Source organism: Rhizobium sp. P1_C7, from assembly GCF_056406295.1.
Genome location: NZ_JBFUAL010000020.1, coordinates 19,280 through 41,490 on the forward strand (window position 1 = coordinate 19,280; position 22,211 = coordinate 41,490).

General features: G+C 58.2%; 16 protein-coding genes and 3 pseudogenes. 13 read left to right on the top strand and 6 right to left on the bottom strand.

The window, feature by feature from the left end:
- Positions 1–296: 296 nt before the first annotated feature.
- Complete coding sequence (locus AC1D2R_RS24755; protein WP_477971461.1) at positions 297–1,895, bottom strand: Fic family protein; 1,599 nt, start codon at positions 1,893–1,895, stop codon at positions 297–299.
- A gap of 581 nt (positions 1,896–2,476) precedes the next feature.
- The gene (locus AC1D2R_RS24760) at positions 2,477–4,249 is read right to left on the bottom strand and encodes an adenylate/guanylate cyclase domain-containing protein (RefSeq protein WP_477971463.1); all 1,773 of its coding nucleotides are present in this window, start codon (positions 4,247–4,249) and stop codon (positions 2,477–2,479) included.
- A 325-nt stretch (positions 4,250–4,574) separates the two neighbouring features.
- On the opposite strand from AC1D2R_RS24760, the pseudogene AC1D2R_RS24765 reads away from it, so the two are divergent.
- Together AC1D2R_RS24765 and AC1D2R_RS24770 are read left to right on the top strand one after the other, a co-directional pair.
- Positions 4,575–5,205 (top strand): annotated as a pseudogene (locus tag AC1D2R_RS24765) (tyrosine-type recombinase/integrase).
- Positions 5,206–5,467: 262 nt separating this feature from the next.
- Positions 5,468–6,253, top strand: coding sequence for a PhzF family phenazine biosynthesis protein (locus AC1D2R_RS24770; RefSeq protein WP_477971465.1), 786 nt, complete (start codon positions 5,468–5,470; stop codon positions 6,251–6,253).
- 354 nt (positions 6,254–6,607) lie between these two features.
- On the opposite strand, the gene AC1D2R_RS24775 is transcribed toward AC1D2R_RS24770, so the two are convergent.
- The 3 genes from AC1D2R_RS24775 to AC1D2R_RS24785 all read right to left on the bottom strand — a co-directional run bounded on the left by AC1D2R_RS24775 (position 6,608) and on the right by AC1D2R_RS24785 (position 12,909).
- Positions 6,608–9,286, bottom strand: a complete 2,679-nt coding sequence (locus tag AC1D2R_RS24775) for an adenylate/guanylate cyclase domain-containing protein (RefSeq protein ID WP_477971466.1) — start codon at positions 9,284–9,286, stop codon at positions 6,608–6,610.
- Between the two features lie 36 nt (positions 9,287–9,322).
- Positions 9,323–10,807 carry a peptide ABC transporter substrate-binding protein gene (locus AC1D2R_RS24780; RefSeq protein WP_477971468.1) on the bottom strand — a complete coding sequence of 495 codons (1,485 nt, stop codon included), beginning with the start codon at positions 10,805–10,807 and terminating at the stop codon, positions 9,323–9,325.
- Positions 10,808–11,067: 260 nt separating this feature from the next.
- Complete coding sequence (locus AC1D2R_RS24785) at positions 11,068–12,909, bottom strand: peptide ABC transporter substrate-binding protein (protein ID WP_477971470.1); 1,842 nt, start codon at positions 12,907–12,909, stop codon at positions 11,068–11,070.
- 401 nt (positions 12,910–13,310) lie between these two features.
- Between AC1D2R_RS24785 and AC1D2R_RS24790 the strand changes: the two genes are divergently transcribed.
- Complete coding sequence (locus AC1D2R_RS24790; protein WP_477971472.1) at positions 13,311–13,484, top strand: YciI family protein; 174 nt, start codon at positions 13,311–13,313, stop codon at positions 13,482–13,484.
- A gap of 112 nt (positions 13,485–13,596) precedes the next feature.
- The gene (locus AC1D2R_RS24795) at positions 13,597–13,806 is read left to right on the top strand and encodes a hypothetical protein (RefSeq protein ID WP_477971474.1); all 210 of its coding nucleotides are present in this window, start codon (positions 13,597–13,599) and stop codon (positions 13,804–13,806) included.
- A 17-nt stretch (positions 13,807–13,823) separates the two neighbouring features.
- On the opposite strand, the gene AC1D2R_RS24800 is transcribed toward AC1D2R_RS24795, so the two are convergent.
- Complete coding sequence (locus AC1D2R_RS24800; protein WP_477971476.1) at positions 13,824–14,636, bottom strand: transporter; 813 nt, start codon at positions 14,634–14,636, stop codon at positions 13,824–13,826.
- A gap of 754 nt (positions 14,637–15,390) precedes the next feature.
- On the opposite strand from AC1D2R_RS24800, the gene AC1D2R_RS24805 reads away from it, so the two are divergent.
- The 9 genes and pseudogenes from AC1D2R_RS24805 to AC1D2R_RS24845 all read left to right on the top strand — a co-directional run bounded on the left by AC1D2R_RS24805 (position 15,391) and on the right by AC1D2R_RS24845 (position 22,211).
- Positions 15,391–15,705, top strand: coding sequence for an ArsR/SmtB family transcription factor (locus tag AC1D2R_RS24805; protein WP_477971478.1), 315 nt, complete (start codon positions 15,391–15,393; stop codon positions 15,703–15,705).
- Positions 15,698–16,060, top strand: a complete 363-nt coding sequence (locus AC1D2R_RS24810) for an SRPBCC family protein (RefSeq protein ID WP_477971639.1) — start codon at positions 15,698–15,700, stop codon at positions 16,058–16,060. The genes AC1D2R_RS24805 and AC1D2R_RS24810 overlap by 8 nt, the downstream gene beginning before the upstream one ends.
- Before the next feature lie 42 nt (positions 16,061–16,102).
- Positions 16,103–16,724: pseudogene (locus tag AC1D2R_RS24815) on the top strand (ATP-dependent Clp protease proteolytic subunit).
- Between the two features lie 167 nt (positions 16,725–16,891).
- Complete coding sequence (locus AC1D2R_RS24820; RefSeq protein ID WP_477971648.1) at positions 16,892–17,032, top strand: hypothetical protein; 141 nt, start codon at positions 16,892–16,894, stop codon at positions 17,030–17,032.
- 49 nt (positions 17,033–17,081) lie between these two features.
- Positions 17,082–17,800 (top strand): annotated as a pseudogene (locus AC1D2R_RS24825) (ABC transporter ATP-binding protein).
- On the top strand, positions 17,800–18,519 hold the full coding sequence (locus tag AC1D2R_RS24830) for an ABC transporter ATP-binding protein (protein WP_477971480.1): 720 nt from the start codon (positions 17,800–17,802) through the stop codon (positions 18,517–18,519). The pseudogene AC1D2R_RS24825 and the gene AC1D2R_RS24830 overlap by 1 nt, the downstream one beginning before the upstream one ends.
- The gene (locus AC1D2R_RS24835; protein WP_477971481.1) at positions 18,506–19,369 is read left to right on the top strand and encodes a branched-chain amino acid ABC transporter permease; all 864 of its coding nucleotides are present in this window, start codon (positions 18,506–18,508) and stop codon (positions 19,367–19,369) included. The genes AC1D2R_RS24830 and AC1D2R_RS24835 overlap by 14 nt, the downstream gene beginning before the upstream one ends.
- Positions 19,370–19,378: 9 nt before the next feature.
- Entirely contained in the window at positions 19,379–20,464 is a 1,086-nt protein-coding gene (locus AC1D2R_RS24840; protein ID WP_477971483.1) for a branched-chain amino acid ABC transporter permease, read from the top strand.
- Positions 20,457–22,211 (top strand): FAD-dependent oxidoreductase, encoded by a 1,755-nt coding sequence (locus AC1D2R_RS24845; protein ID WP_477971485.1) that lies wholly within the window; start codon positions 20,457–20,459, stop codon positions 22,209–22,211. The genes AC1D2R_RS24840 and AC1D2R_RS24845 overlap by 8 nt, the downstream gene beginning before the upstream one ends.

The window sequence follows — 22,211 nt, forward strand, 5'->3', positions numbered from 1 at the left end:
ATACTCGGTACCTGACGCGCCGGTGATAGCATATCGAGATTAGGAGCCACGAGTTCAGATAATCTTGATGCCTTGATGTGGGTGCTGCGGCTTCCATCGCAGTCCCACCCCGTCCAACACTCCTGTGTGGTTGTTCGCCGCCATGAATTGAATATCGGCGATGACGAAAGCGTCGTCGACAGTCAAAGGTCGGGTGCCCCTGGATATTCTCTGATCTGCATGTTGAGTGCACGGGTGCCGCGTCCCGTCTCGAAGTTTCCGATGCTGATCTGCGAGGGGCTTTAACGATTGACGCTTCAACGCGGCGATAGGCCGGAGGTCGGGTCGTCTTCTTCAGTCGAAGTTTCGATGTCGGTTAGAACATCAATGTCGAACACGTCGCGTACCACGGCCTCCGCCGCCTCGACCTCCAAATCGGTCATCTTCCCGAATTCCTTTTCGCGTCGCTTTTTTGCTAGTGTACCATTGTTCTGCCGAATGAAGTTCACAAGCGACGAGATCATGCCGTCGGGCATTTCGATAAAGTCCTGTATCCTTCCTTTAGCTTCATCGAAGCGGGCGAGGTACTCGATCTCGTTGGGCAGATCATGCTGGATTGTCGTCACGACGCAATCGTAAAGAAATTCGGTGATCTGGGTATAGTCTCCGAATCTGTATAGATCCGCCGTCTCGTTTATCACGCGAACGTTCTGTTTGTCGGTCGGAACCCACTCGATGAACTGAAGCATTGGAGCTGTGAAGGCCCGCAGCTCCTCTCCATACTGGTCCTGTCGCTGGAGAAGAACCGACGATACCGGGAATATTATTCCAGTCGGAGTGTAGCCTCGCTCGGCTAGCACGTGGTGAACCAGGTAACGGTGCAGTCGGCCGTTACCATCTTCAAAAGGATGGATAAACACAAAGGCGAATGCCATTACCGATGCCTGTAAGACTGCATCGACATCGCTTCTCGCCATGCGCTCGCCGCAGGCAATCACTCCTTCCAGAAGATTCGCAATATCTTCATGACGGGCACTGACGTGCTCAGGACTGGGATCATTGTTCCAATCCCGCCCACCGATAAAACCGCCGGCGTCCCGTAAGCCACGCTTGATGAATCGATCTTCCTCGATGACAACGTGCTGGAGTCGCACGAACTCATCGATAGATATTGGATGCCGGCCAGCCTGCGCGACGGCGCGCATCCACAACTCGAGACGGTTGCGCGGCGGCCTCTCCCCTTCAATTTGGTAGGAGGCTTGACTATCCGCCAGCAGCAGGAAGTTTGCCGCCCGCGCGATAACCCGCCTGTCTATCTTTCCAACCAACTCCTTGGCAGCCGCACTCCAGCGATGCTCAACGGTTTCCGCCAGAAAATCGGTTCGTCGCAGCGTCGGGCAGAATAACGGCGTGCCTAGGAGATTGTCGCGTACCCTATGACGTGGAGAGTTCATAGGCGTCGACGTGAAGTAGTCCGCTGGATCGAGTGCTTCGATGTAGTTGCCTCGATCCAAGTCTGGTATTGGGACCCGCTCGTTCGTGAGCCACTCGTAGAAAAACCAGATCCTGCGCGCAGTTCCACCTGTCGGCTCCGCTTCGACGATAGCCGCAATTTCTGTCGCCGGAACTGCCTGGAACAGCTTCTTCATTACTAATAGATCGATCCGCTCCTGCCTTAGGGCAAAAGTGAGCTGCCCCCCCAACGTGTCATTGAGGGCAAACCTTTTGTCAAAAACCGTCCAACCATCTTGATGTCTCCTTCCTCCTCTGATTGAGGCATTCGCGACGGCGCACGGGGTACGGATAGGTGCGTCAAGATCGTATTTCGCGATCAAAGCTGCGTAGCCCGCTAGAACCGTGTTGGCAGGAACGATACGATTTTGAAACACCTTCGGATTTGCCGGATTGCTTGCCATGGGTCATCTCTGTCGCGGATCGATTATTATGGTATCGCGTCACTTATATGCGGTGGTCAAGGTCGCCATACAATTAATTACGTCCCAATTTGCTTAAAATCGTCTGTCATTGCAGCGACATAATTATTCGAAAAATCAATGTGTGATGTCGTGAAAGGATTATTCTCGTCCCGATTGGCTTATAATTTATGACTCTTGTCCCCAGCGATTATTGAGCACGAGCAATTGGATCCCGACGAACTTTCATTGGCGGCAACGTATCTGGAAACCGAACGGGCCTGGATTACAGGGGGCGCGGCGATGGCAATCTTCACAATCGGAACACAGCGATGAAGCTCTGGATGCATCCGTAAAGGTTTCTAGGCGCGGAGATGGTTCCTCCCGATTTATCGTCGGGACGCTCTGGCCGCGACGGCGACCGGAAAGCGCCCCCATGTCGGCCATAGAGGGCGGCTTCGCAGCTTCCTGAAAGCAGATCTTGCTAGCGATCACGCTGGAGGTCGTCGCTGCGCCGGCACTGGCTATTGCTCATCCTCTGTGCAAATGGCGGCAACAGGTTCAAGATCGGACATTAATCACCGTCATTGTACGACACCGGCCTTGCGTAGCCCCTCCATGACGAGCTCGAAATCGGCGGGGTTCTTGAAGGGCAAGACTTTGCGACGGTATTCCAAGGAGTAGTCGGGATTGACGCGCAGCACCTCTTGCCATGTCGCGCGAGCCTCTTCGAAACGGCCGAGGTGCCCGTAACAGGCGGCCAGAAGCGCGCGCGAGACATCGGTGACGGGGTTGCGGCTCACGCGCTGCAGCAACAGTTCGACGGCCTCTTCGTACCTTCCCAGTTGAAACAAGGCCCAGGCCTGAAAGTGAAGAACGATATCCGGAAAGTACGGGTTCAGGACCCTCGCCCGATCGAAATAGGCGAGTGCCTCCTCGGATCTGCCTGAATAGACAAGTGCCTCGCCGAGGCTGACCTGCCCTTCGGCGAAGTTCGGATTGAGGACTATCGCACGCTCGGCCTCGCTGATGGCTCCATCGTGCTGTCGCGAGTAAAGGTTGACCAGACTCAGCGACCAGTGCGCCACGGGATCGCTATCATCCCGCGCTACCGCCAGCGTCGCAGCCTCTTCGGCTTGCTCGATCGAGCGCTGCGGCAACGCGCTCCACCGGTTCAGGTAGTCGAGCCCGTGGGTAAGGGCGAGGAAGGCGTGCGCCGAAGCGAAGTTCGGGTCCAGTTCGACGGCACGTTGCAAAAGGTCGCGGGCGTCGCTGTTCGTTTGCTTCGTCAGCCGGTGCCACAGCTCCCGGCCACGCAAGAAGCAGTCATACGCCTCGGGGTGCCGGGTCTGCCCCGGCGCAAGTCTTTGCCGATCGCCCTCTGTCAGGTTGACCGCCAGCGCGCCGACGATCTGCTGCGTGACATCGTCCTGAACCGCGAATATGTCGGTGAGGTCGCGATCGAACCGCTCCGCCCATAGATGCCCGCCTGTGGTCGCGTCAATGAGCTGCGCGGTGATGCGTACCCTGTTTCCCGATTTGCGGACGCTGCCCTCAAGTACATGCCGCACGCCGAGCTTCGTGCCCACCTCCTGTACATGGACGTTCTTGCCCTTGAAAGTGAACGACGAATTGCGAGCGATGACGAAGAGCTGCGACAGCTTCGATAGCGCGGTGATGATGTCTTCCGAGATGCCGTCGGCGAAGTAGTCCTGTTCGGCGTCACCGCTCATGTTGGTGAAGGGCAGGACGGCGATCGACAGCTTCGGCGACGCTGCCGCCGCCGGTTGGCTCGTCGCGGTTTCCGAGGTCGCGGCTAACTTGGTCCCTGCGCTGCCGACTTGCAGCGAATAGACCCGGATCGGCTCGGCGATGTTCTTAAGCTGCGTGCTGCCGAGATCGCTGACCGAGAGGTCGAGCCTCGCCTTGACTTGGCGATAGGCATCCTCGGACAGGCAGATCGCGCCCGCCGCGGCGACGCCCTCCAATCGCGAGGCGATGTTGACGCCGTCGCCCATCAGATCGCCGTCGCTTTCCTCGACGACGTCGCCCAAATGGATACCGATCCGGAACTCAATGCGACGGTCCTGCGGGACGCCGTGATTGCGCTCCACCATACCGTTCTGCACCTCGATGGCGCAGCGCACGGCGTCCACCACGCTGCGGAATTCGACCAGCGCACCATCGCCGGTGCGCTTCACCACCCGGCCATGGTGGACGGCGATCGTCGGATCGATGAGATCGCTGCGCAGTGTCCGCAACCTCGCCAGGGTGAGGTCCTCATCGGCGCCGGCAAGCCGGCTGTACCCAACCACGTCCGCGGCCAGGATTGCAGCCAGCTTTCGGTTCTCGCTCATGGCGCTGTCTCCTAACTTCCACGATAGCAGGGGGACAGAGGGCAAGAAAGAACTTTTAGCCGCTTGGTTGAGATCGAGTTGGCCATGGCTCATGTGGAGGCAGCCGACGTTGTAGCCCCACGCAATGACTGCTCTGTCATGCTCCCGGCCGTCCAACGCGGTCGTTCCGAAAGCCCACTCAGGGTCAGGTCACGACTATGTCCGCGCCCACCCGAATGCCCGCTCTTTGAAGATCCGCAGCCTGAAGTTGCCAGTCCGCTTCCAGCCCCCATCACTGTTCTCATCGGTTCTTCTCGCGGCCAATGTTGGCCAAAGGAGAACTAAAATGGGTACTGCACAGTATGATCTTAACGCACTGGGACGACCCGCTTGGAACGCCGGCCGAAAGGTCGGCGTCAAGAAGCCGTTGAAACAACGCCAGATTTGGGCGATGCGGTTCTTCCTTGATAGGGAAGGTCGTATGAGAGGTCTTGCGTTGTTTGATCTCGCGATCGACAGCAAGCTTCGCGGCTGCGAATCTCGTGAAATTAAAGATCGGAAGTCTTGTTACAGGGACGGAAATCCGAAACCGGGCGATGGTCCCGACAAAAGACCGGACGTCCGGTTCAGTTCGAAATCACGGCAGATGTAAGGGCAAGTCTACTTGCATGGCTTGAACGCGGTGGTGGAACAATCGACGACTATGCCTTTCCCAGTCGAGTTGATCATGCCGATCATCTGAGCACCCGTCAGTACGCCGGCTGGTAATTGAATGGGTTACCGCAATTGGGCTACGCCCCGAAGACTACGGCACGCACTCGCTTCGGCGTACTAATGCCGCCATGATTTACAAGGCGACAGGCAATCTTCGCGCGATCCAAATCCTGTTGGGCCACACCAAGATCGAAAACACGGTCAGGTATCTGGGTGTGGACATTGAGGACGCGCTGGAATTAGCGGAGCATACCGACATTTGACTGCGGCACGAATGTCTCCTTTCCGAACATTGCGATCGAGCGGCTATGCGCACATTCCAGTCATTCCGAAATTTCCTGCGAATTCCCAAAAGCTGTCAGTCCGCTCGATGCCCGTCCATGTCGGCAGTGCGCCAATTTCTTCCATTGCAGTTTCTGCGGAGCATCGTAACTTGCGGCGGCTTAGACCGCAGTCGCCATGACGTCTGTTCTGCTATGGTCGCTGCACAATAATTTAGACATCAGATTTAGGAGAAGCCTTAGAGTGCGCGTCCCGATTTATCAGATCGATGCATTTACCAGTGAGCGCTTCAAGGGAAACCCCGCCGCGGTGATGGTGCTGCCAGAGTTCCCACACGACGCGACGATGCAGGCAATATCTGCTGAAAACAACTTGGCTGAGACAGCATTCTTGGTTCTGCAATCTGACGGGCATCATTTGCGCTGGTTTACACCGGCCGTGGAAGTTCCGCTTTGCGGCCATGCGACACTGGCGAGTGCGGCGGTGGTTATGGAACGCTTGGAACCGAGCCTTGACAAGGTAGTCTTCCAGACAGCAAGCGGCCCGCTACCTGTGATCCGATCACAGAACGGCTACGTGATGAATTTTCCCTCCAGACCGTCGGAGAGGGTTTCGCTTCCTTCTGGCTTGGTCGAAGCATTGGGTGTTGTTCCCGTGGAAGTCTTCAGCAACCAATTCAACTATCTTGCAGTTCTGGATAGTCCTTTAAAGGTCCGCCAACTTGCACCCGACTTTGCCGCGATAGCGCGTCTTGACCGCCCAGGTGTGATTGTCACAGCAACAGGGGACCGCCACTATGATTTTGTAAGTCGCTACTTTGCACCCGCCAAAGGCATTCCGGAAGACCCTGTTACGGGCGCAGCGCACTGCATGCTGGTGCCGTACTGGGCTGACAAACTCAACAAAACGACGTTCCACGCATATCAAGCGTCCCGACGCGGTGGCGAGATTGATTGCCACCTTCTAGGGGACCGGGTGACTCTGGAAGGGAGCTGTGTCTTTTATCTGGACGGCCAAGCCGAGATTTGAAGTTGGAAGGTCGTCTGCTATGCGCCGATTTTGTTGAACATTCCGAGGAATGCTCGCCGAGGGATGTCGGCAAGACCATACAGAAACGTAATCCCCACCGGCTGCCGCAATTCCATTTCATCAAAAACGCATCCGACGCGAGAGCGGAGAGTTTTTTCTACGATAAATGAGAACGCAAACGGCTTGCTTCGCAACAGACCGCTATGGACCGACAGGAGACAACATCGGCGGGATGCGCCGATAGCGGTCACGCAGGTTTCCCACAGCGTTCGCAAACGCGCAGAGCCAGGCGCATACGTGAATTCTGGAGAGACGCAGTTTGGAAGCGCCGGGCATAGCCGGTCACGCGCACCCCTATTTTCGCAGCGTCGCCAGATAGTGCTCGAGCGCCTTTATCGCCTTCTCGCGATCAGTCCCTTTCAGAGCAGAATCTATATCCAACTGTAGGTCATTCTCACTGCTCGAAGGCATATCCTTCATCGCTTCTTGGGCTCTGCGGGGGCCGATCACCCGGTAGGTCTTGATGGGATAGGCAAAGCCTTTAACGGTCAGCGGAGGAAGCTCGTCGGCTTCGATTTCGTCCTTGACCAGTGCGTAGGTCTCGTCAGCCAGCAGTATGCCGCCGAGGTCGGCATGGTTCTGCAATCTCGACGCGAGGTTCACCTCGCCGCCGATGATCGTATAGTCCATCCGATCCTCGCTGCCGAAGTTTCCCACTGTGCAATAGCCCGTATTGATGCCGATCCGAAGATGGAACGGCAGGGCAAAGCCGGCTTCGGCCCATTCCGCACGCAACTCCTGCATCCTGGCTTGCATGGCGATCGCCATTCTGACGCAGGCGAGTGCGTCTTCCCTAATGCCCTTGGTCTCGGGATCGCCGAAGAACACCAAGATCGCATCGCCGATGAATTTGTCGATCGTCGCGCCACATTCCAGCGCGAGCTTCGCCATCTCGGTCAGATAGTGATTGAGCAGGTCCGTAAGCTCTTCGGACTCGAGCTTGTCGGTCGTCGCCGTGAAGTCGGCGATGTCAGAGAAGAAGACCGTCAGCTTTTTTCGGCTGGACGAAATCTCGACGTTTTGCCGACCGGAGAAGATCGAGGCGAAGACCTGTGGCGAGAGGTATTTCGACAGCTTGCTCGAGACCGCCTCCAGCGTCCGATTCTGCTCACTGATCCGCCCGCTGGCTTCCTCCGCTTCGCTCTTGGCGGTTTCCGTGGCGGTATGCAGCCGCGCGTTTTCCAGAGCGATCGAGGCGAGCTGCCCGAAACGCTTGAGAAGCTCGATCTCTTCGCTGCCAAACTCGAGCGCCGAGGCGCCCCCGTAGGCAATGCCGAGGACCCCGATGACCGTGTCATCGGATTTGAGCGGCACGGCCATGATAGCTCTGATCGTCACGTCGAGCTGGGCAGCGGCCGCCGCCCGCCCCGACCAGGTGGGGTATTCGTTGATGACGAGCGCCTCACCCGTGTGCCAGACCATACCCGCGACGCCTTCCCTGCGTTCGAGCTGCTGGCCGGCGGCCTGTCCCGCGTAGACCCCGACACCGACCATGCGCCGGAGGACCTCTCCGGCTTCGTCGATAAGATAGACATAGCCGTGTTCCGTGCCGAGCAAGCTCGCCGCGCGCGTCGTCAGATCCGACAACAGTTCAGTCAGATTCAATCTCGCGATCAGGCCAAGCGAGGTATCGTGCAGGGCAGCCAGATATTCGCTCTGACGGCGAAATCGCAGCGCGAGCTGCTCCTGTTCCATGCGGCGGTTTTCGAGATCACCGAGATTGGAGCCCAACTGCGCGGTCATATCGTTGAACGTTGTCGCCAGCGTGCCGATCTCATCGCCAGATTCGACCTGGGCGCGTGCCGCGAGATCGCCTTGGCGAACCCGGTCGGCAACGCCCGTCAAACGCTGGATCGGCCCTGCAATGCTTTCCCGGAAGATCAGCCCCAGGATCAGGCCGAGAAAAGCGGCGGCGAAACCGCCGAGCAGGATAATGCGCTGCGCCCTCTCGAGTTGGTCGCGGCCGCTGCCGAGATCCGCCTGCAAGCGTTGTTGCTCCTCATTGGCGATCTCGTCGAGAATTCCGAGCATACCTTCGGCAAGTGGGACCGCCTGTGTGCGGAAGACATAGAGATCCTCCCGTGCATGCTCGCCTTCGACCGCGGTAAACATCTGAGCGGGGAATTGCAGAAAAGCCGCCCGCGTCTTCGACAGCTTGTCGATCAGCCTTTCCTGGTTCGGCGTCAGCGCGGCGTTCGCATCCGTTATGTTCTTCCAGGCCGCGTCGTTGATCGTAAGGTTCGCCTCGTATTCGTACTTGAAGCCGTCGCGTTTGGTCGTCACATAGCCCCGCAGCCCTGCGACGATGGCATAAAACGAGCTCTGAAAAGACGCGAGGTCCGCCAGATACGCCATGTTCTCGGGCGTCGCGTCCCGCTTCTGCTGCGCCAGGATTAGCGCTTTCGCCGTTCCGACAATCGTGGCGATCATTGGGTTGGCATCCGTCACCAGCAGTTTGAGGGCCGGTTCGCGCCGAAGCTGATCGTTGCGTAATTCGAAAAGCTGATCGGTCAGCGGCTGCCAGGAGGCGAGCTTTTCGTGGAGCTCCTGCATCCGCTGTGCTACGTCGACTGCCGGACCGGGCTGCGGACCGTTTCTCTCCTGGAGCAGACGTTCGAGCGACTGCATGTCCCCGACAAACGCGGCTTTCGCCGATGCGTAGTTGTCGCGGTATGTCTCCTCGCCGAGCGCAAGGTAGCCACGAACGGCGCTCAGCATCCTTAGCAAGTCAGCCTGCGCCTGCGCCGAAGCTACCGCGCTCGGGGCACTCAGGTTGGTTGTTCTGTTGATGCTTCTGACCGCGTCGAGGCTACCCAGATAGTTCAAACCGACCACAAGCAGCGTCAGCGCCGCCAGAATGCTAAATCCGACCGTGAGCTTGCCGCCGATGTTCAGATTTCTGAGAACCGGCGACGCTGCGCGGACAAGCGCATGCAATGGAGCGACAGAGAATAAGCGATTTCTTGCGACCACAGGCTCCTCGTGTTCCCTGCCTCTATCTCCGGCCCATCATTGCTTGCGCCGCCAATCAGCGATGTTCCACGTCTCGGAGTCCCATGGTGTGGGATCGAAGCCGAGAATGTCATTGCGAAGCCCGGCGACATTTGCCCAATCGACAATGGGAATGACAACGGCTTCGGCAATGAGAAGGTCGTTCATCGCAACGAAGAGGCTAAGCCGCTTCTCCGGGTCGATTTCCGCCTCGGAAGCGCGGAACAGCGCATCATATTTTGCATTGCAATAGCGGGACTCGTTCAGCCCTGACCAATTGTTGTTTTTCTGAGCGGCCTCGGCACAGGTCCACTTCACCATATAGCTTCCCGGATCGGGGCTTTTGTTGCCCGTCGCGAACTCCTCGATGTCCGCATAGAAATGCTGACTCGTGTTGAGGTTGTCAGGTGAATGCGAGAAGAAGACGCTTGAATCGATCTGCTTGTCCTCGACCCTGATGCCAATCTGGGCCAGGTCGGCGTCGATGATCGCCTGCGTCTTCTGGCGGACCGGGTTGACCGTCGTTTGAAAGAGGAAAGTCAAGGGAACGCCATCTTTGTCTCGGATGCCGTCGCCGTTCGTGTCGCGCCAGCCCGCGTCGTCCAAAAGAGCGCGCGCCCTGTCGAGATCGAACTCCCATGTCGTGTTCGGAGAATTGTAGAGAACGGGGGCTACCAGCAGGTTTGCGGTTGGCCGGCCTGTCCTGCCATAAAGCGCCGCGATCTTCTTGCGATCGACAGCCTTCGCCAAGGCCAGCCTCACCTTGCCGTCGACAAGGAAAGGGTTGGGGAACTGCACGCTCGCCCGCTCGCCATCCGATGCCTCCCGGTTGGGATCGGTAAAATTCAGCATGAGACGCTCGACGTAGGAACTCCAGTAAAGTGCCACCTTGCCTATTTGCTCCGCTTCCAGTGCCTGCAACTCGGCATCGTCCACCTGCAGGTTCCAGGCGTAGTCGACGACGCCGGTGCCGAGCACCGCCTTGGCCGCCGTCTTCGCATCGCCGCCGCCCTGCAAGGTCACCTCGTCAAATCCCAGACGGGCCCTATCGCGGTATTCAGGATTGGGCTCGTAGATGATCCTGACCGTGTTGACGACATCTTCTCCGATAAGCAGAACGTCCTCCGTGCGGAACTCCTTGAGGCGATACGGCCCGGTGCCGATGGGACTGAGGTTGGGGGGCGCATCCACCGCCGTCCTGTTGTTGTACGGGGCGAATATATGCTCCGGCAGGATCATTCCCTGTATACCGACGAACGGAAGCGCCCAGGCGGGATCAACGTCTTTGAACGTCACCTTGACGGTCAGCTCGTCCAGTGCTTCGACCTTGTCGACGGACTTATAGGTCCCGACGCTCGACGAGCCCACATCTGGATTGGTAATATAAGAATAAGTAAAGACAACGTCGTTTGCGGTGAAGGGAACGCCGTCCGACCACTTGATATCTCGTTTAAGCTTCCAGGTGACGGATTTCCCGTCGCTTGCCACTTGGCCGTTGCTCAAGGATGGAATCTCCTGAGCCAAAAACGGGACCAGATGACCTTCGCTGTCAAAACTCGCCAATGGTTCATATGCGATGCGGCTGGCCGTCTGATCCTTTACGCCAGGGGCCAAATGTGGATTGAGAATGCTGGGGGCCTGCCAGAACAGCAGCCTGAGCGTCCGATCAGAGGAATGGGCCGGCTCCGCAGCAACCGTAAGCAACATGAACGCTGCCAGGGTGGCAAAGCGTTGCACTGCGCGCATATTCGTGCGCGGCGTCGTCACTTGCGATGCCAATCGGCGATGTTCCATGTCTCTGAATCCCAAGGGGTCGGGTCGAATCCTTCGAGGGCGTTGCTTATTCCACTGACATCGGCCCAGTGAACCAGTGGAATTGCCGCCGAATCCGCGACGAGCAGATCGTCCATCTTCACTAAAATCTGGCGGCGTCTGGCCGGATCGACTTCTATGGTCGAAGCGCGGTAGAGGGCGTCGTAGTCCTTGTTGCAGTAGCGCGCCCAGTTTGATCCGGACCAGTTGTTGGCCTTTTGCGCCGCTTCAGGGCAGGTCCAGCCTATCATGTAGCTGCCGGGATCGGGACTCTTGTTGCCGTAGGCGTATTCTTCCATATCGGCGTAGAAATGCCGCCGGGAGTTGGTGCTGTCCGGCCCGGAACCGAGAAAGATACTGGAGTCGATCATCTTGTTTTCGACCTTGACCCCAATCGCCTCCAGGTTTGCCTTGACGATCTCCTGAGTTTGCTGGCGAACGGAATTGACGGTCGTTTGAAACAGGAAACTGAGCGGCACGCCGTTCTTGTCGCGCACGCCATCGTCGTCACTGTCCTTCCACCCTGCCTTGTCGAGGATCGACTTGGCCTGGTCGGGATCAAAGGCCCATTCACTATTCGGCGAATTGAAGATTGCCGGGGCTACCAGAATGTTGCTGGTAGCACGGCCCGTACGGCCATAGAGCGCAGCGATCTTTTGCCGATCGATGGCAAGTGCGAGTGCGGCACGCACGTTCCTGTCCGACAATAGGGGATGTGGATATTGTACGCTCGACCGTTCCCCCTCGACGGTCTCGCGACTGGGGTCGGTAAAGTTGAGCATGATGCGCTCGACATAGGAGCCCCAGGATACCCTTGCCTTTCCAGCGCCGTCTGATTCGAGCGTCTTGAGCACGGAATCGTCGACCTGAAGGTTCCAGGCGTAGTCTACGACGCCTTCCTTCAGCACAGCCTTGGCCGCGACCGAGGCATCGCCGCCGCCCTGAAGTGTCACGACGTCGAAGCTCAGCTTCCCAGCATCGCGATAATGCGGATTGCGCTCGAAGATGACCTTCACCGTGTTGACGACATCCTCGCCGATAACAAGCACATCCTCTGTCTGAAATTCCTTCATGCGATACGGACCCGTGCCGACGGGGGCAAGGTTCACGGGTGCCGTCGCCGCGTCCTTGTTGTTATAGGGGGCAAACACATGTTCGGGCAGGATCATGCCCTGAACGCCGACGAAGGGCAGCGCCCACGCCGGATTGACGTCCTTGAACGTGATCCGCACGGTATAGTCGTCGATAGCGACGACCTTGTCGATCGTCCTATAGGGACCAACGCTCGCCGAGCCTACATCTGGATTGGTGATATAATTGTAGGTGAAGAGCACGTCCGTCGCCGTGAAGGGCTGGCCGTCGGACCATTTGACACCGTGCTTGAGCCTCCACACGACCGAACGGCCGTCAGCGCTCACACCGCCATTCTCGAGTGTCGGAATTTCTGCGGCGAGGAAGGGAACGAGACGCCCCTCTCTGTCGAAGCTGGCCAGAGGTTCATAGACGATCCGGCTGGCGGTCTGGTCCTTGATGCCAGGAGCCATATGCGGATTAAGTGTGCTCGGGGCCTGCCACAGCAGCAATTTCAGGGTCTTGTCTGCCGAAATGGCGTATTGCGGGGCAATCGCGATAGACAGGATCAGAACAATCAGGAAGCGCGCCGCCCCTGGAAACCGTCCGAGTTGCAACAAACAGCAAACTACCCTCCTCATCGCATCCTCCACGATGGTGTTGCCCGACCGCGCTTCTCGGACCCCGTAGCGCGTCACTAGAAAATCATCGAGTTCTTCCATGAATTCCCGGCAGGTGCATATGTTGATCTCATCAACGTCAGTTGGCAATATCGGGCTCGCAGAGCGAGAAAGCCTGGGCTAGTGTCGCGACATTGCGAGGACCTCGCGTCATCCTCGCCGCGGCAAGGAATCCACTGGCGATTGCGGTTACGGTGCATGCTCCGCCTTCAAGGCGTTCTTCCGGGCATTCGCAAAGACTATTGCGAACGGTGCGGGCCTTCGAAGTTGATAGATGTCCGCTCTGGGCTGACAGCGGAAGATGGCTCTCGTCCGGAGCGCGCCAAGAGCAGACCTTGACATCACGTCCGGTGCCACCAAACTATGCAAAGCTTCAACAAGCCGGTGTCGAGATGGGCATAGCCGGGCGAGCCGTGCAGGTTAGAAATCATGAGGCGAAAGAAGTGACTGTTTCCCAGGGCGCATTCATGAAGTCCGAGTTGCCTGTCGCAGGTTTCGCCGTCATCGAAGCGGCTGACCTGACGGAGGCGATAGAGATCGTTTCGAAGACGCCGTGCGCTGTGGCCTATGGTGTCGTCGAGGTTTGGCCATTAAACGATACGCCGTCGTGCGGTTGATGATTGGCAAAGCCGTGGGCCGACTGCCGCCCAGGCAGGAATGCGCCAACAGCAGTCATCAGCGAGATTCGAGCGCGGGGATGCTGCGCCATTTCGACCATTCGGTCCTGCATTGACTGCGAGCGAGTTCTACCTGACAGTGCACCAGGCAGCGGAGGGAAGTGTTATCGCTCGCGATATTTTGGCTGGCCTGTTTACGGTGCGCGGGACTGGCGTCGGTGTCTGGATGATCGCGCTTGGATTGCCCGCGTGGTCTGTTGCTGGCCCCTTCCTGATATCACTAGTGGGCATGTGGTTGCTTGCGATGGAAACCTTTCGATAAAGGCTAGCAGCGGCGTTTTATTTCGGAAACAAGAACGTTACAACGGCCCGAACTCCCCAACCGTCAGGTCCGTTTTCCGGCGATTGGGCCCAGTAACGCGCGCCTACGCCAAAGCTCACGGGCTGTTCGCCAAACTTTACAACTTTTGAGATCTGAAAGTTGATCGGGACAGACCAGTCCTTGGCTTCCCAGTCGTATGTACTCTCGGTATTCAATGAAAATGTCCAGGCTTCGTGTGTCGTGTAAGAGATGAAAGGCTGCAGAAAGGTCGAGCTGACATCCGCCCGGTCGCTCTGTCCGGCAAATGACCAAATATGGTTTGCGAGTATCCCGAATGTCCAGGGGCCATCTTGCTTGAGAGCAACGCCAGTTGGACCCGCGCCCCACTTCCCGGTTCCGAGGAGCTCGTCGGTTCCTGTGGGCAGCAGGAATGCAGGGCCGACGCCCCAGATGATCCCATTTTCGGTTGGCTTGGCTGGCGACAGGAAGAAACTCTGTGTTGTGTCACCAAGCCCAAACTGCTCCCCTGAGGGGCCAGCGATGTCATCTTGCCATGTTACAGGCAAGATCGTTCGGGAAATCAGGTTCCAGTCTTCATTGAGCGAGAATGGAATAACCGGCTGGATGTTGAGGAGATTATGACTGCCGTCCTGCGGTCCGTATCCCTGATCGTAGTTGTATTGGAATGGAACGCTGATCAGCGAGGCAATTGGGTTTGAAAGTTTCTTCGCCAGTTCCTCGCTACTGGACTGCGCATACGCCGAGGCTGCGATGGACGTCAGAGAAACGGCGAAACTTAAGATTTTAAGCGAGCCTGATACCACAGTCATTCTCCGACCTTGTGTGCAGTTTCAAAACTGACGGGGGCCACATGCCACATGCATCCCCCCAGATTCGCATGCTAGCGATTAGGATGATGATGAAATGATGGGTTTCCCACAAGTGCGTGGGAGCAACACGCGATGCAAAAGAAACGGTCGCAACTGTGTCGGACTAAGCGTCCGGTTTGGGGCCGGAAGGCGACAACAGCGCAGAGCGCCACTAGGGGCATCGCTGCTTTAATGCTACCGACCTTTTAGAATTTCTGTTTCGCGCTTAGGCTGCGGTAGGGAGGAAAGTATACGGAGGTATAGTGTTCAACCTGCAGTTCGATCGCAGCGGACTCTTGCAAAAGGCCACAACGACGCTCGGATTGGAGAGTAACTAACAACCCTTGGCGGACCAGTTTTAGGTGTCGCCAGGGGACCAGTTCACGATGACGCTTGATACTTCTAAGAAAGCTACGCGAAACCGCCGTTTCGGTGAAGTGCGTGAATCTTTATCGACAATCATAAGGCTGCCCAGCCGCAAGTCCCCAAAGGGCCGACTGCGGTTGCGAAGCGGTAGTAGTCATTTCCTACTATAAGCAGTTAACCTGGCCGACCGCCGCACGATGATAGCCGCCAGCACCTTGGAGAATTTGCGTTTGAACCGCGGTCCACCGCGTACGCGATTCTATCGCTTTAGACAGATCGCTCATCGCCTCTATCAATTCGGGTCGCTTTCGAGCTTGCGAATAAGATAAGTACATGCTTATGTGTCGGCATGATAGAGAACGACATATTCAAGGCTTTGGCTGACCCCACCCGCTGCGCAATCTTCGAGAAGCTAGCGGCCGGCAGCATGAATGCCAGCGCTTTGCGCGATGGCATCAATATCAGTCAGCCTGCCATGTCCCAACACCTCTCGGTTCTGCGGAGCGCGAGACTGGTGCGGGAGGAACGACAGGGACGCTTTGTGAACTACGAGGTCGATCCAGAAGGCCTGGCGCTCATAGCCGGATGGCTGGCGAAGTATCGTGCCTACTGGCCCGCGCGCATCGACGCTCTCAAAGCCTTGCTGAAGGATATGGATCAATGAACGACAGAAGACCGACGATCAGGGCAAAAGCATTGAGCTTGAGTATGAAATAGATGAGCCGCCGCATAAGGTCTGGCGCGCGTTAAGCATTCCGGAGTTTCGAGAGAACTGGCTGCCGAAAGCGGCATTGGTCGATCCGGATTCTGCCTCTCTCACGCCGGGACAAGAGGTCTGCTACAGGATGCGCGAAAGCGACCCTCCATTCCTCGAAAGCGTAGTCACCTTTCGGATTGTGCCCAATGCCACCGGCGGAACCAGTCTGCGGATCATTCACGAGCTTACGGACGTGAGGTTCGTTCGGATGAGTAGCGCAGCCGCGAACAACAACAGCCTGCCCCTCATGCTCGCCGGCTGACGCGCGAGCCCCCCTTAAATTCTGGAAGATTGGAGTTCGCCAATGCGCGAAGCGATGCAACTCGTCCCTATGGTCGTCGAACAATCAAGCAGAGGGGAGCGGTCCTTTGATATATACTCTCGACTTCTTCGTGAAAGGATCATCTTTCTCAATGGCGAAGTGAACGACACCGTGTCTGCGCTCGTCTGCGCAATTATTGTTCCTTGAAGCGGAAAATCCGAAGAAACCAATCAGCCTCTATATCAATTCCCCCGGCGGCATGGTGACGAGCGGCCTCGCCATGTATGACACCATGCGTTACATCCGCGCTCCGGTGCATACACTCTGCATGGGGACAGCCCGCTCGATGGGATCGTTCCTGTTGATGGCAGGAGAACCGGGCCAGCGGGCGATGCTACCCAATGCGAGCATCCTCGTCCATCAGCTGTCCGGTGGCTTTCAGGGGCAGGCATCCGATATGCTCATCCATGCCGAGGAGATCAGGCGGACCAAGCACCGGATGACGCGCCTTTATGCCGAGCATTGCGGACGAACCTATGAGGAATTCGAAAGTGCGATGGATCGAGACCGCTTCATGACCGCAGAGGAAGCGTTGGAATGGGGCTTGGTTGATCGCATCCTAGAGGTTCGTGAAGAGGATCGGCATGCAACGGCGGGGGCATAGCTCGGTTTGAAATGGCCAGTTCATGGACCGATTGGTTGGAAGAATGCTTGAAAACAAGCCTCCAGGGAACAGCTGGACGTTCGACCCGATTGGCGCTTGCGCTGCGGCGGGAGACGTCATGGTGATCGCTGGTGGCAAGAGCGCAGTTGCGACGATTGGGGAGAGCATTGAACGTCGGTCGACATTCGTCGTCAAGATCCCCAGACTACTGCCTGCTGAAGGACGGCGGCGGTTACGATCTCGTCATCACCGACAACAAGACGGCACCCAACATTCCTTTCGGCGGGAAGATGGAAGCGATCGCTTGATCGCCAAAGCGGGGCCGCGAATGGCCCCGACTATCCGGGAGGGATGGACTTGGCAATTCTGGAGCTCAATGGGGTTTCAAAGTCGTTCGGCGCGTTAAAGGTGGCCGATCAGATAAGCTTGACGGTCGGAGAGGGCGAAGCGCTCGGCATCATCGGGCCGAACGGCGCCGGCAGTCCTCGCTGTTCAATCTGATCACCGGCAATCTCGTCGCCGACAGCGGCAGCATCCATTTTCGCGGGAGCGACTGTACGCAGACGCCACCAATGGCGCGCTGCCTCTCCGGAATGGGGCGGACGTTTCAAATCCCGCAGCCGTTCGAAAAGATGTCGGTCTTTGAAAACCTGCTCGTCGCCGGCGCGTTCGGCTCACGTCAAAGCGAAGCGGAAGTGTCCAATCAGTGCGCCGAGATCCTGGTCGACACAGGTCTCATCGGCAAGGCGAACAAGCTTGCGGGCAGCCTCAGTCTTCTTGATCGAAAGCGCCTTGAGCTTGCGCGCGCGCTCGCCACCCAGCCAAGTCTGCTTCTGCTCGACGAGATCGCGGGGGGTCTGACAGAGGGCGAATGCCAGTCATTGGTCGCGACCATACGTGCGATCAACGCCCGGGGCGTCGCCGTGATCTGGATCGAGCATGTTCTGCACGCGCTGAATTCCGTCGTCGAACGACTGCTCGTCCTGCATTTCGGCAAGGTGATCGGCGTCGGCAAGCCCGACGAAATCATGGCATCCCGCGACGTCCGCGAGATCTACTTGGGGATCGAAATCTGATGGCGCTGCTGGAAACGAAAGATCTCAAGGCCTTCTACGGCGATTTCCAAGCGCTTTTCGGCGTCACCGTCGCCGTCGATCTCGGCGAGACCATAGCCATAATCGGAGCGAACGGTGCGGGCAAAACGACGCTCATGCGCTCGATCGCCGGCGTCCTGTCCAACCAGGCGGAATCGATATCGTTTGCCGGAGAAGCCATCGGAAGCAAGCCCGCCCCGGACATCGTCCGCCGCGGCATAGCCATGGTACCGGAAGGCAGAAAGCTTTTCCCGTCGTTGACCGCCGAGGAGAACCTGTTGATCGGAATGTACGGACGGAAGATCGACGGTCCCTGGCATCTTGAGAGCGTCTATGCGTTATTCCCGATCCTGAAGGAGCGTCGCGATAATGCTTCGACCGCGCTTTCCGGCGGTCAGCAGCAGATGGTCGCGATCGGTCGTGCATTGATGTCCAATCCCAAGGTGCTGCTCTGTGACGAGATCAGCCTGGGCCTGGCACCTGTGGTCGTCCGGGACATCTACGCCGCCTTTCCAAAAATTCGTGAAACAGGCGCCTCGATCGTGATCGTCGAGCAGGACATCGGGCAGGCTCTCAAGGTGGCCGACCGCGTCTACTGCATGATGGAAGGCCGGATCACGCTGACCGGTCGATCCGGAGAACTCAGTCGAGAAGACATTCACAAAGCGTATTTTGGAGCTGGCACTCATGAACTGGCTTGATACCATCCTTCAGGGCGTGCTTCTGGGCGGCCTATATGCGCTTTTCGCGGCCGGGCTGAGCCTTGTCTTCGGCATCATGCGGCTGGTGAACCTGGCCCATGGCGATCTGATCGTCCTGGCGGCTTTCCTGATCCTGTTCCTTGTCTCTAGCCTCGGTCTCAATCCGTTTTTGGCAACGCTGGTCGCGGCGCCGCTGATGTTCGCGATCGGCTGGGTGCTGCAATACGGTCTTTTCAATCGTCTTCTCGGCAAGGATATCCTGCCTCCGTTGCTCGTGACCTTCGGCCTTTCGATCGTTATCCAGAATGGACTTCTGGAGGGCTTTTCGGCCGACAGCCGTCGCATCTTTTCGGGGAGCCTCGAAAGCGCGTCGGTCGATCTCGGAGTAGCGACGGCGGGCGTCATGCCGCTCATGACCTTCCTGTCGGCCATGGTTGTCATCGTCGCGCTGAACCAACTGATCTATCGCACGTCGCTCGGAAGGGCGTTCAGGGCGACCTCCGACGATGGCGTGACCGCTGGCCTGATGGGCATTCGGACAGACAGAATTTTTGCAATGGCCACAGGCCTCGCGATGGTGGTCGTCACGATCGCCGCGCTTTACCTCGGCACGCGTGCCAATTTCGATCCGACCTCTGGACCGTCGAGACTGATCTACGCGTTCGAGGCCGTCATCATCGGCGGGATCGGATCGCTATGGGGCACTCTGGCTGGCGGAGTCATTCTCGGTGTCGCCCAGACGGTGGGCGCAGCCATCAACCCGGAATGGCAGATCCTGGCAGGCCATCTCGCCTTCCTCTGCGTTCTCCTGTTCAAGCCGCGCGGACTGTTCCCGCGCGCGGTCGATTAAGGCGCCACGATGACGATTGTTCTTCCCACCTGGCAGGTCGAGACGCGGACGAAGGCGTCCACGTTCACAGCGGCGGCTGTTGTTGCAGTTTTGTTGGTGGCGTTCGCAGCTCCGCTGTTCGTCTCCCGCGGCGTGATCCAGGATCTGTTCTTCATCATCACCATGCTGGTTCTCGCCCAATGCTGGAACCTGCTCGCCGGCTACGCCGGTCTGATCTCGGTCGGCCAGCAGGTCTTCGTCGGATTTGGTGCCTACACGATGTTCGGCGCAGTCATTCTGTTCGGGATCGATCCGATGCTGGCGATCCTGATCGCTGGGGTGTTCTCGGTGGCGCTCGCCATTCCCACGGCCTTTTTTACCTTCCGACTCTACGGTCCATATTTCGCGATCGGAACATGGGTCGTGGCCGAAGTGATGCGGCTTCTGCTTGCTCAATGGAAAGTGCTGGGGGGCGGTACCGGCACCTCGCTTCCGCGGGAAACTACTCGCGACATGGCCGGCGTCGGCCTCCTGCGCGACGCTTTCGGGATGAAGGCCTCGCAGGCCGGGGATGCGGTGACATACTGGCTCGCACTCGTTCTCGTCGTCGCCACGGTCGGCTTCGTCTATCGTCTGCTGCGCAGCAAGCAGGGCCTCGGCCTGGCGGCAGTGCGCGATAACGAGCAGGCGGCAAGAGCCGTCGGCGTCGATGCAAAAAGGATCAAGGCCCTTGTCTACCTGTCGACGGCCTTCATCACCGGGGCCTGTGGAGCGCTGATCTACGTTCAGAAGGCCCGCATCTCGCCCGACGCCGCCTTCTCGGTCACCGACTGGACGGCCTACGTCATCTTCATCGTCGTGATCGGCGGCATCGGCACAATCGAAGGACCCGTTCTCGGGATCGTCGTCTTCTTCCTCTTGCAGAACCTGCTTGCCGATTTCGGCTCCTGGTATCTGCTGATGCTCGGCATTCTCAGCATTGTCGTAATGCTTTTTGCGCCACGCGGTCTGTGGGGATTGTTCTCAGACCGTACGGGCATCCAACTTTTCCCGGTTCGCCGCGTCCTTAAAGGCGGGCCGCTTAGTGACACGCATATGGGAGGGCCTCATGGCTGACATCACCACCGACGTACTCATCATTGGGACTGGACCGGCCGGGTCCGCCACCGCTGCACTTCTGTCCAGCTACGGCGTGGAGAACCTGGTCATCAACCGCTACCGCTGGCTGGCCAGCACGCCAAGAGCCCACATCACAAACCAGCGCACCATGGAGGTGCTGCGCGATCTTGGCAGCGATGTCGAGGAGGAGGCCTATATGTTCGCAGCCGAACAGGATCTGTTGGGAGAGAATGTGTTTTGCACGTCCCTCACCGGCGAGGAAATCGGGCGCATGAAGAGCTGGGGAACGCATCCACTGTCCCGTGCCGAGCATCAGCTATCGTCTCCGACGAAAATGAACGATCTTCCGCAGACCTTCATGGAGCCGCTGCTGTTCAAGACGGCATGTTCTCGCGGCACACAGTCCCGCATGTCGACCGAGTATCTCCGCCATGTGCAGGACGACGACGGCGTCACGACGACCTGTCTCGACCGTCTGACGAAAAAGGAGTTCACGGTTCGGTCCAAATATCTCATCGGGGCCGACGGCGGCAATTCGAAGGTCGCGGAACATGCTGGTCTGGCGTTCGAAGGCAAGATGGGCGTCGCCGGTTCCATGAACATCCTGTTCAAGGCCGACCTGTCGCGCCTCGTCGCACATCGCCCGTCGGTTCTTTACTGGGTGCTGCAGCCGGGCGCCGACGTCGGAGGCATTGGCATGGGGCTGGTGCGCATGGTGCGTCCTTGGAACGAGTGGTTGATCGTATGGGGTTACGACATCAATCAGCCGACGCCTTCCGTGGACGAAGCTCACGCCAAGAAGGTGGTGCGCGATCTCATAGGCGATCCCAATCTCGAAATGACCATCAAGTCGGTGTCGACCTGGACCGTCAACAACATGTACGCGACGACCATGTCGAACGGCCGCGTTTTCTGCATGGGTGACGCGACCCACCGCCACCCGCCATCGAACGGCCTTGGCTCCAACACCTCGATCCAGGACGCATTCAATCTTGCTTGGAAGCTCGCTTACGTTCTGAAGGGCGCGGCAGGATCGAAGCTGCTCGACAGCTATCAGGCCGAGCGTGCGCCGATCGCCAAGCAGATCGTCACTCGGGCCAACAAGTCGATCGAGGAATTCGGCCCGATCTTCAAGGCGCTGGGCCTTCTCGACTCCATCGATCCAGTCAAGATGCAGCAGAACATGGACGCGCGCTGCAACAACACAGAGGCCGCTGAAGAGCAGCGCGCCGCCATCCGCAAGGCGATCGCCGACAAGGTCTACGAGTTCGATTGCCACGGCGTCGAAATGAACCAGCGGTATCGGTCCGGTGCTGCGGTCACCGACGGCCAGGAGGAGCCTGGCTTCGCCAAGGATTCCGAACTTTATTGCCAGCAGACGAGCTGGCCGGGTGCGCGTCTGCCGCATGCCTGGGTGTTCTCCGAGGCAGGTAAAAAGGTATCGACACTCGATCTCGTCGGCCATGGAAAGTTCACGGTGCTGACCGGCATTGGCGGGCAGGGCTGGATCGACGCAGCGCGGGATCTCGCCAAGGAACTCGGTATCGAACTCGCCGCCCATGTCATCGGGCCGCGGCAGCATTGGCAGGATTTCAACGGCGACTGGGCAAGTATCCGGGAGATCCGCGATAGCGGCGTCCTGCTGGTGCGTCCGGACCATCACGTCGCCTGGCGGCGGGAAACGATCGCAGACGATCCCGCGGCGGAACTGCGCCGCGTTCTACCCGCCATTCTTGGAAAGTGA

What these genes read in the sequence shown, in the direction of transcription:
- AC1D2R_RS24755 (WP_477971461.1), bottom strand. Translation starts at nt 1,895, where the DNA reads ATGGCAAGCAATCCGGCAAATCCGAAGGTGTTTCAAAATCGTATCGTT.
- AC1D2R_RS24760 (WP_477971463.1), bottom strand. Translation starts at nt 4,249, where the DNA reads ATGAGCGAGAACCGAAAGCTGGCTGCAATCCTGGCCGCGGACGTGGTT.
- AC1D2R_RS24785 (WP_477971470.1), bottom strand. Translation starts at nt 12,909, where the DNA reads ATGGAAGAACTCGATGATTTTCTAGTGACGCGCTACGGGGTCCGAGAA.
- AC1D2R_RS24800 (WP_477971476.1), bottom strand. Translation starts at nt 14,636, where the DNA reads ATGACTGTGGTATCAGGCTCGCTTAAAATCTTAAGTTTCGCCGTTTCT.
- AC1D2R_RS24805 (WP_477971478.1), top strand. Translation starts at nt 15,391, where the DNA reads ATGATAGAGAACGACATATTCAAGGCTTTGGCTGACCCCACCCGCTGC.
- AC1D2R_RS24830 (WP_477971480.1), top strand. Translation starts at nt 17,800, where the DNA reads ATGGCGCTGCTGGAAACGAAAGATCTCAAGGCCTTCTACGGCGATTTC.
- AC1D2R_RS24835 (WP_477971481.1), top strand. Translation starts at nt 18,506, where the DNA reads ATGAACTGGCTTGATACCATCCTTCAGGGCGTGCTTCTGGGCGGCCTA.
- AC1D2R_RS24840 (WP_477971483.1), top strand. Translation starts at nt 19,379, where the DNA reads ATGACGATTGTTCTTCCCACCTGGCAGGTCGAGACGCGGACGAAGGCG.
- AC1D2R_RS24845 (WP_477971485.1), top strand. Translation starts at nt 20,457, where the DNA reads ATGGCTGACATCACCACCGACGTACTCATCATTGGGACTGGACCGGCC.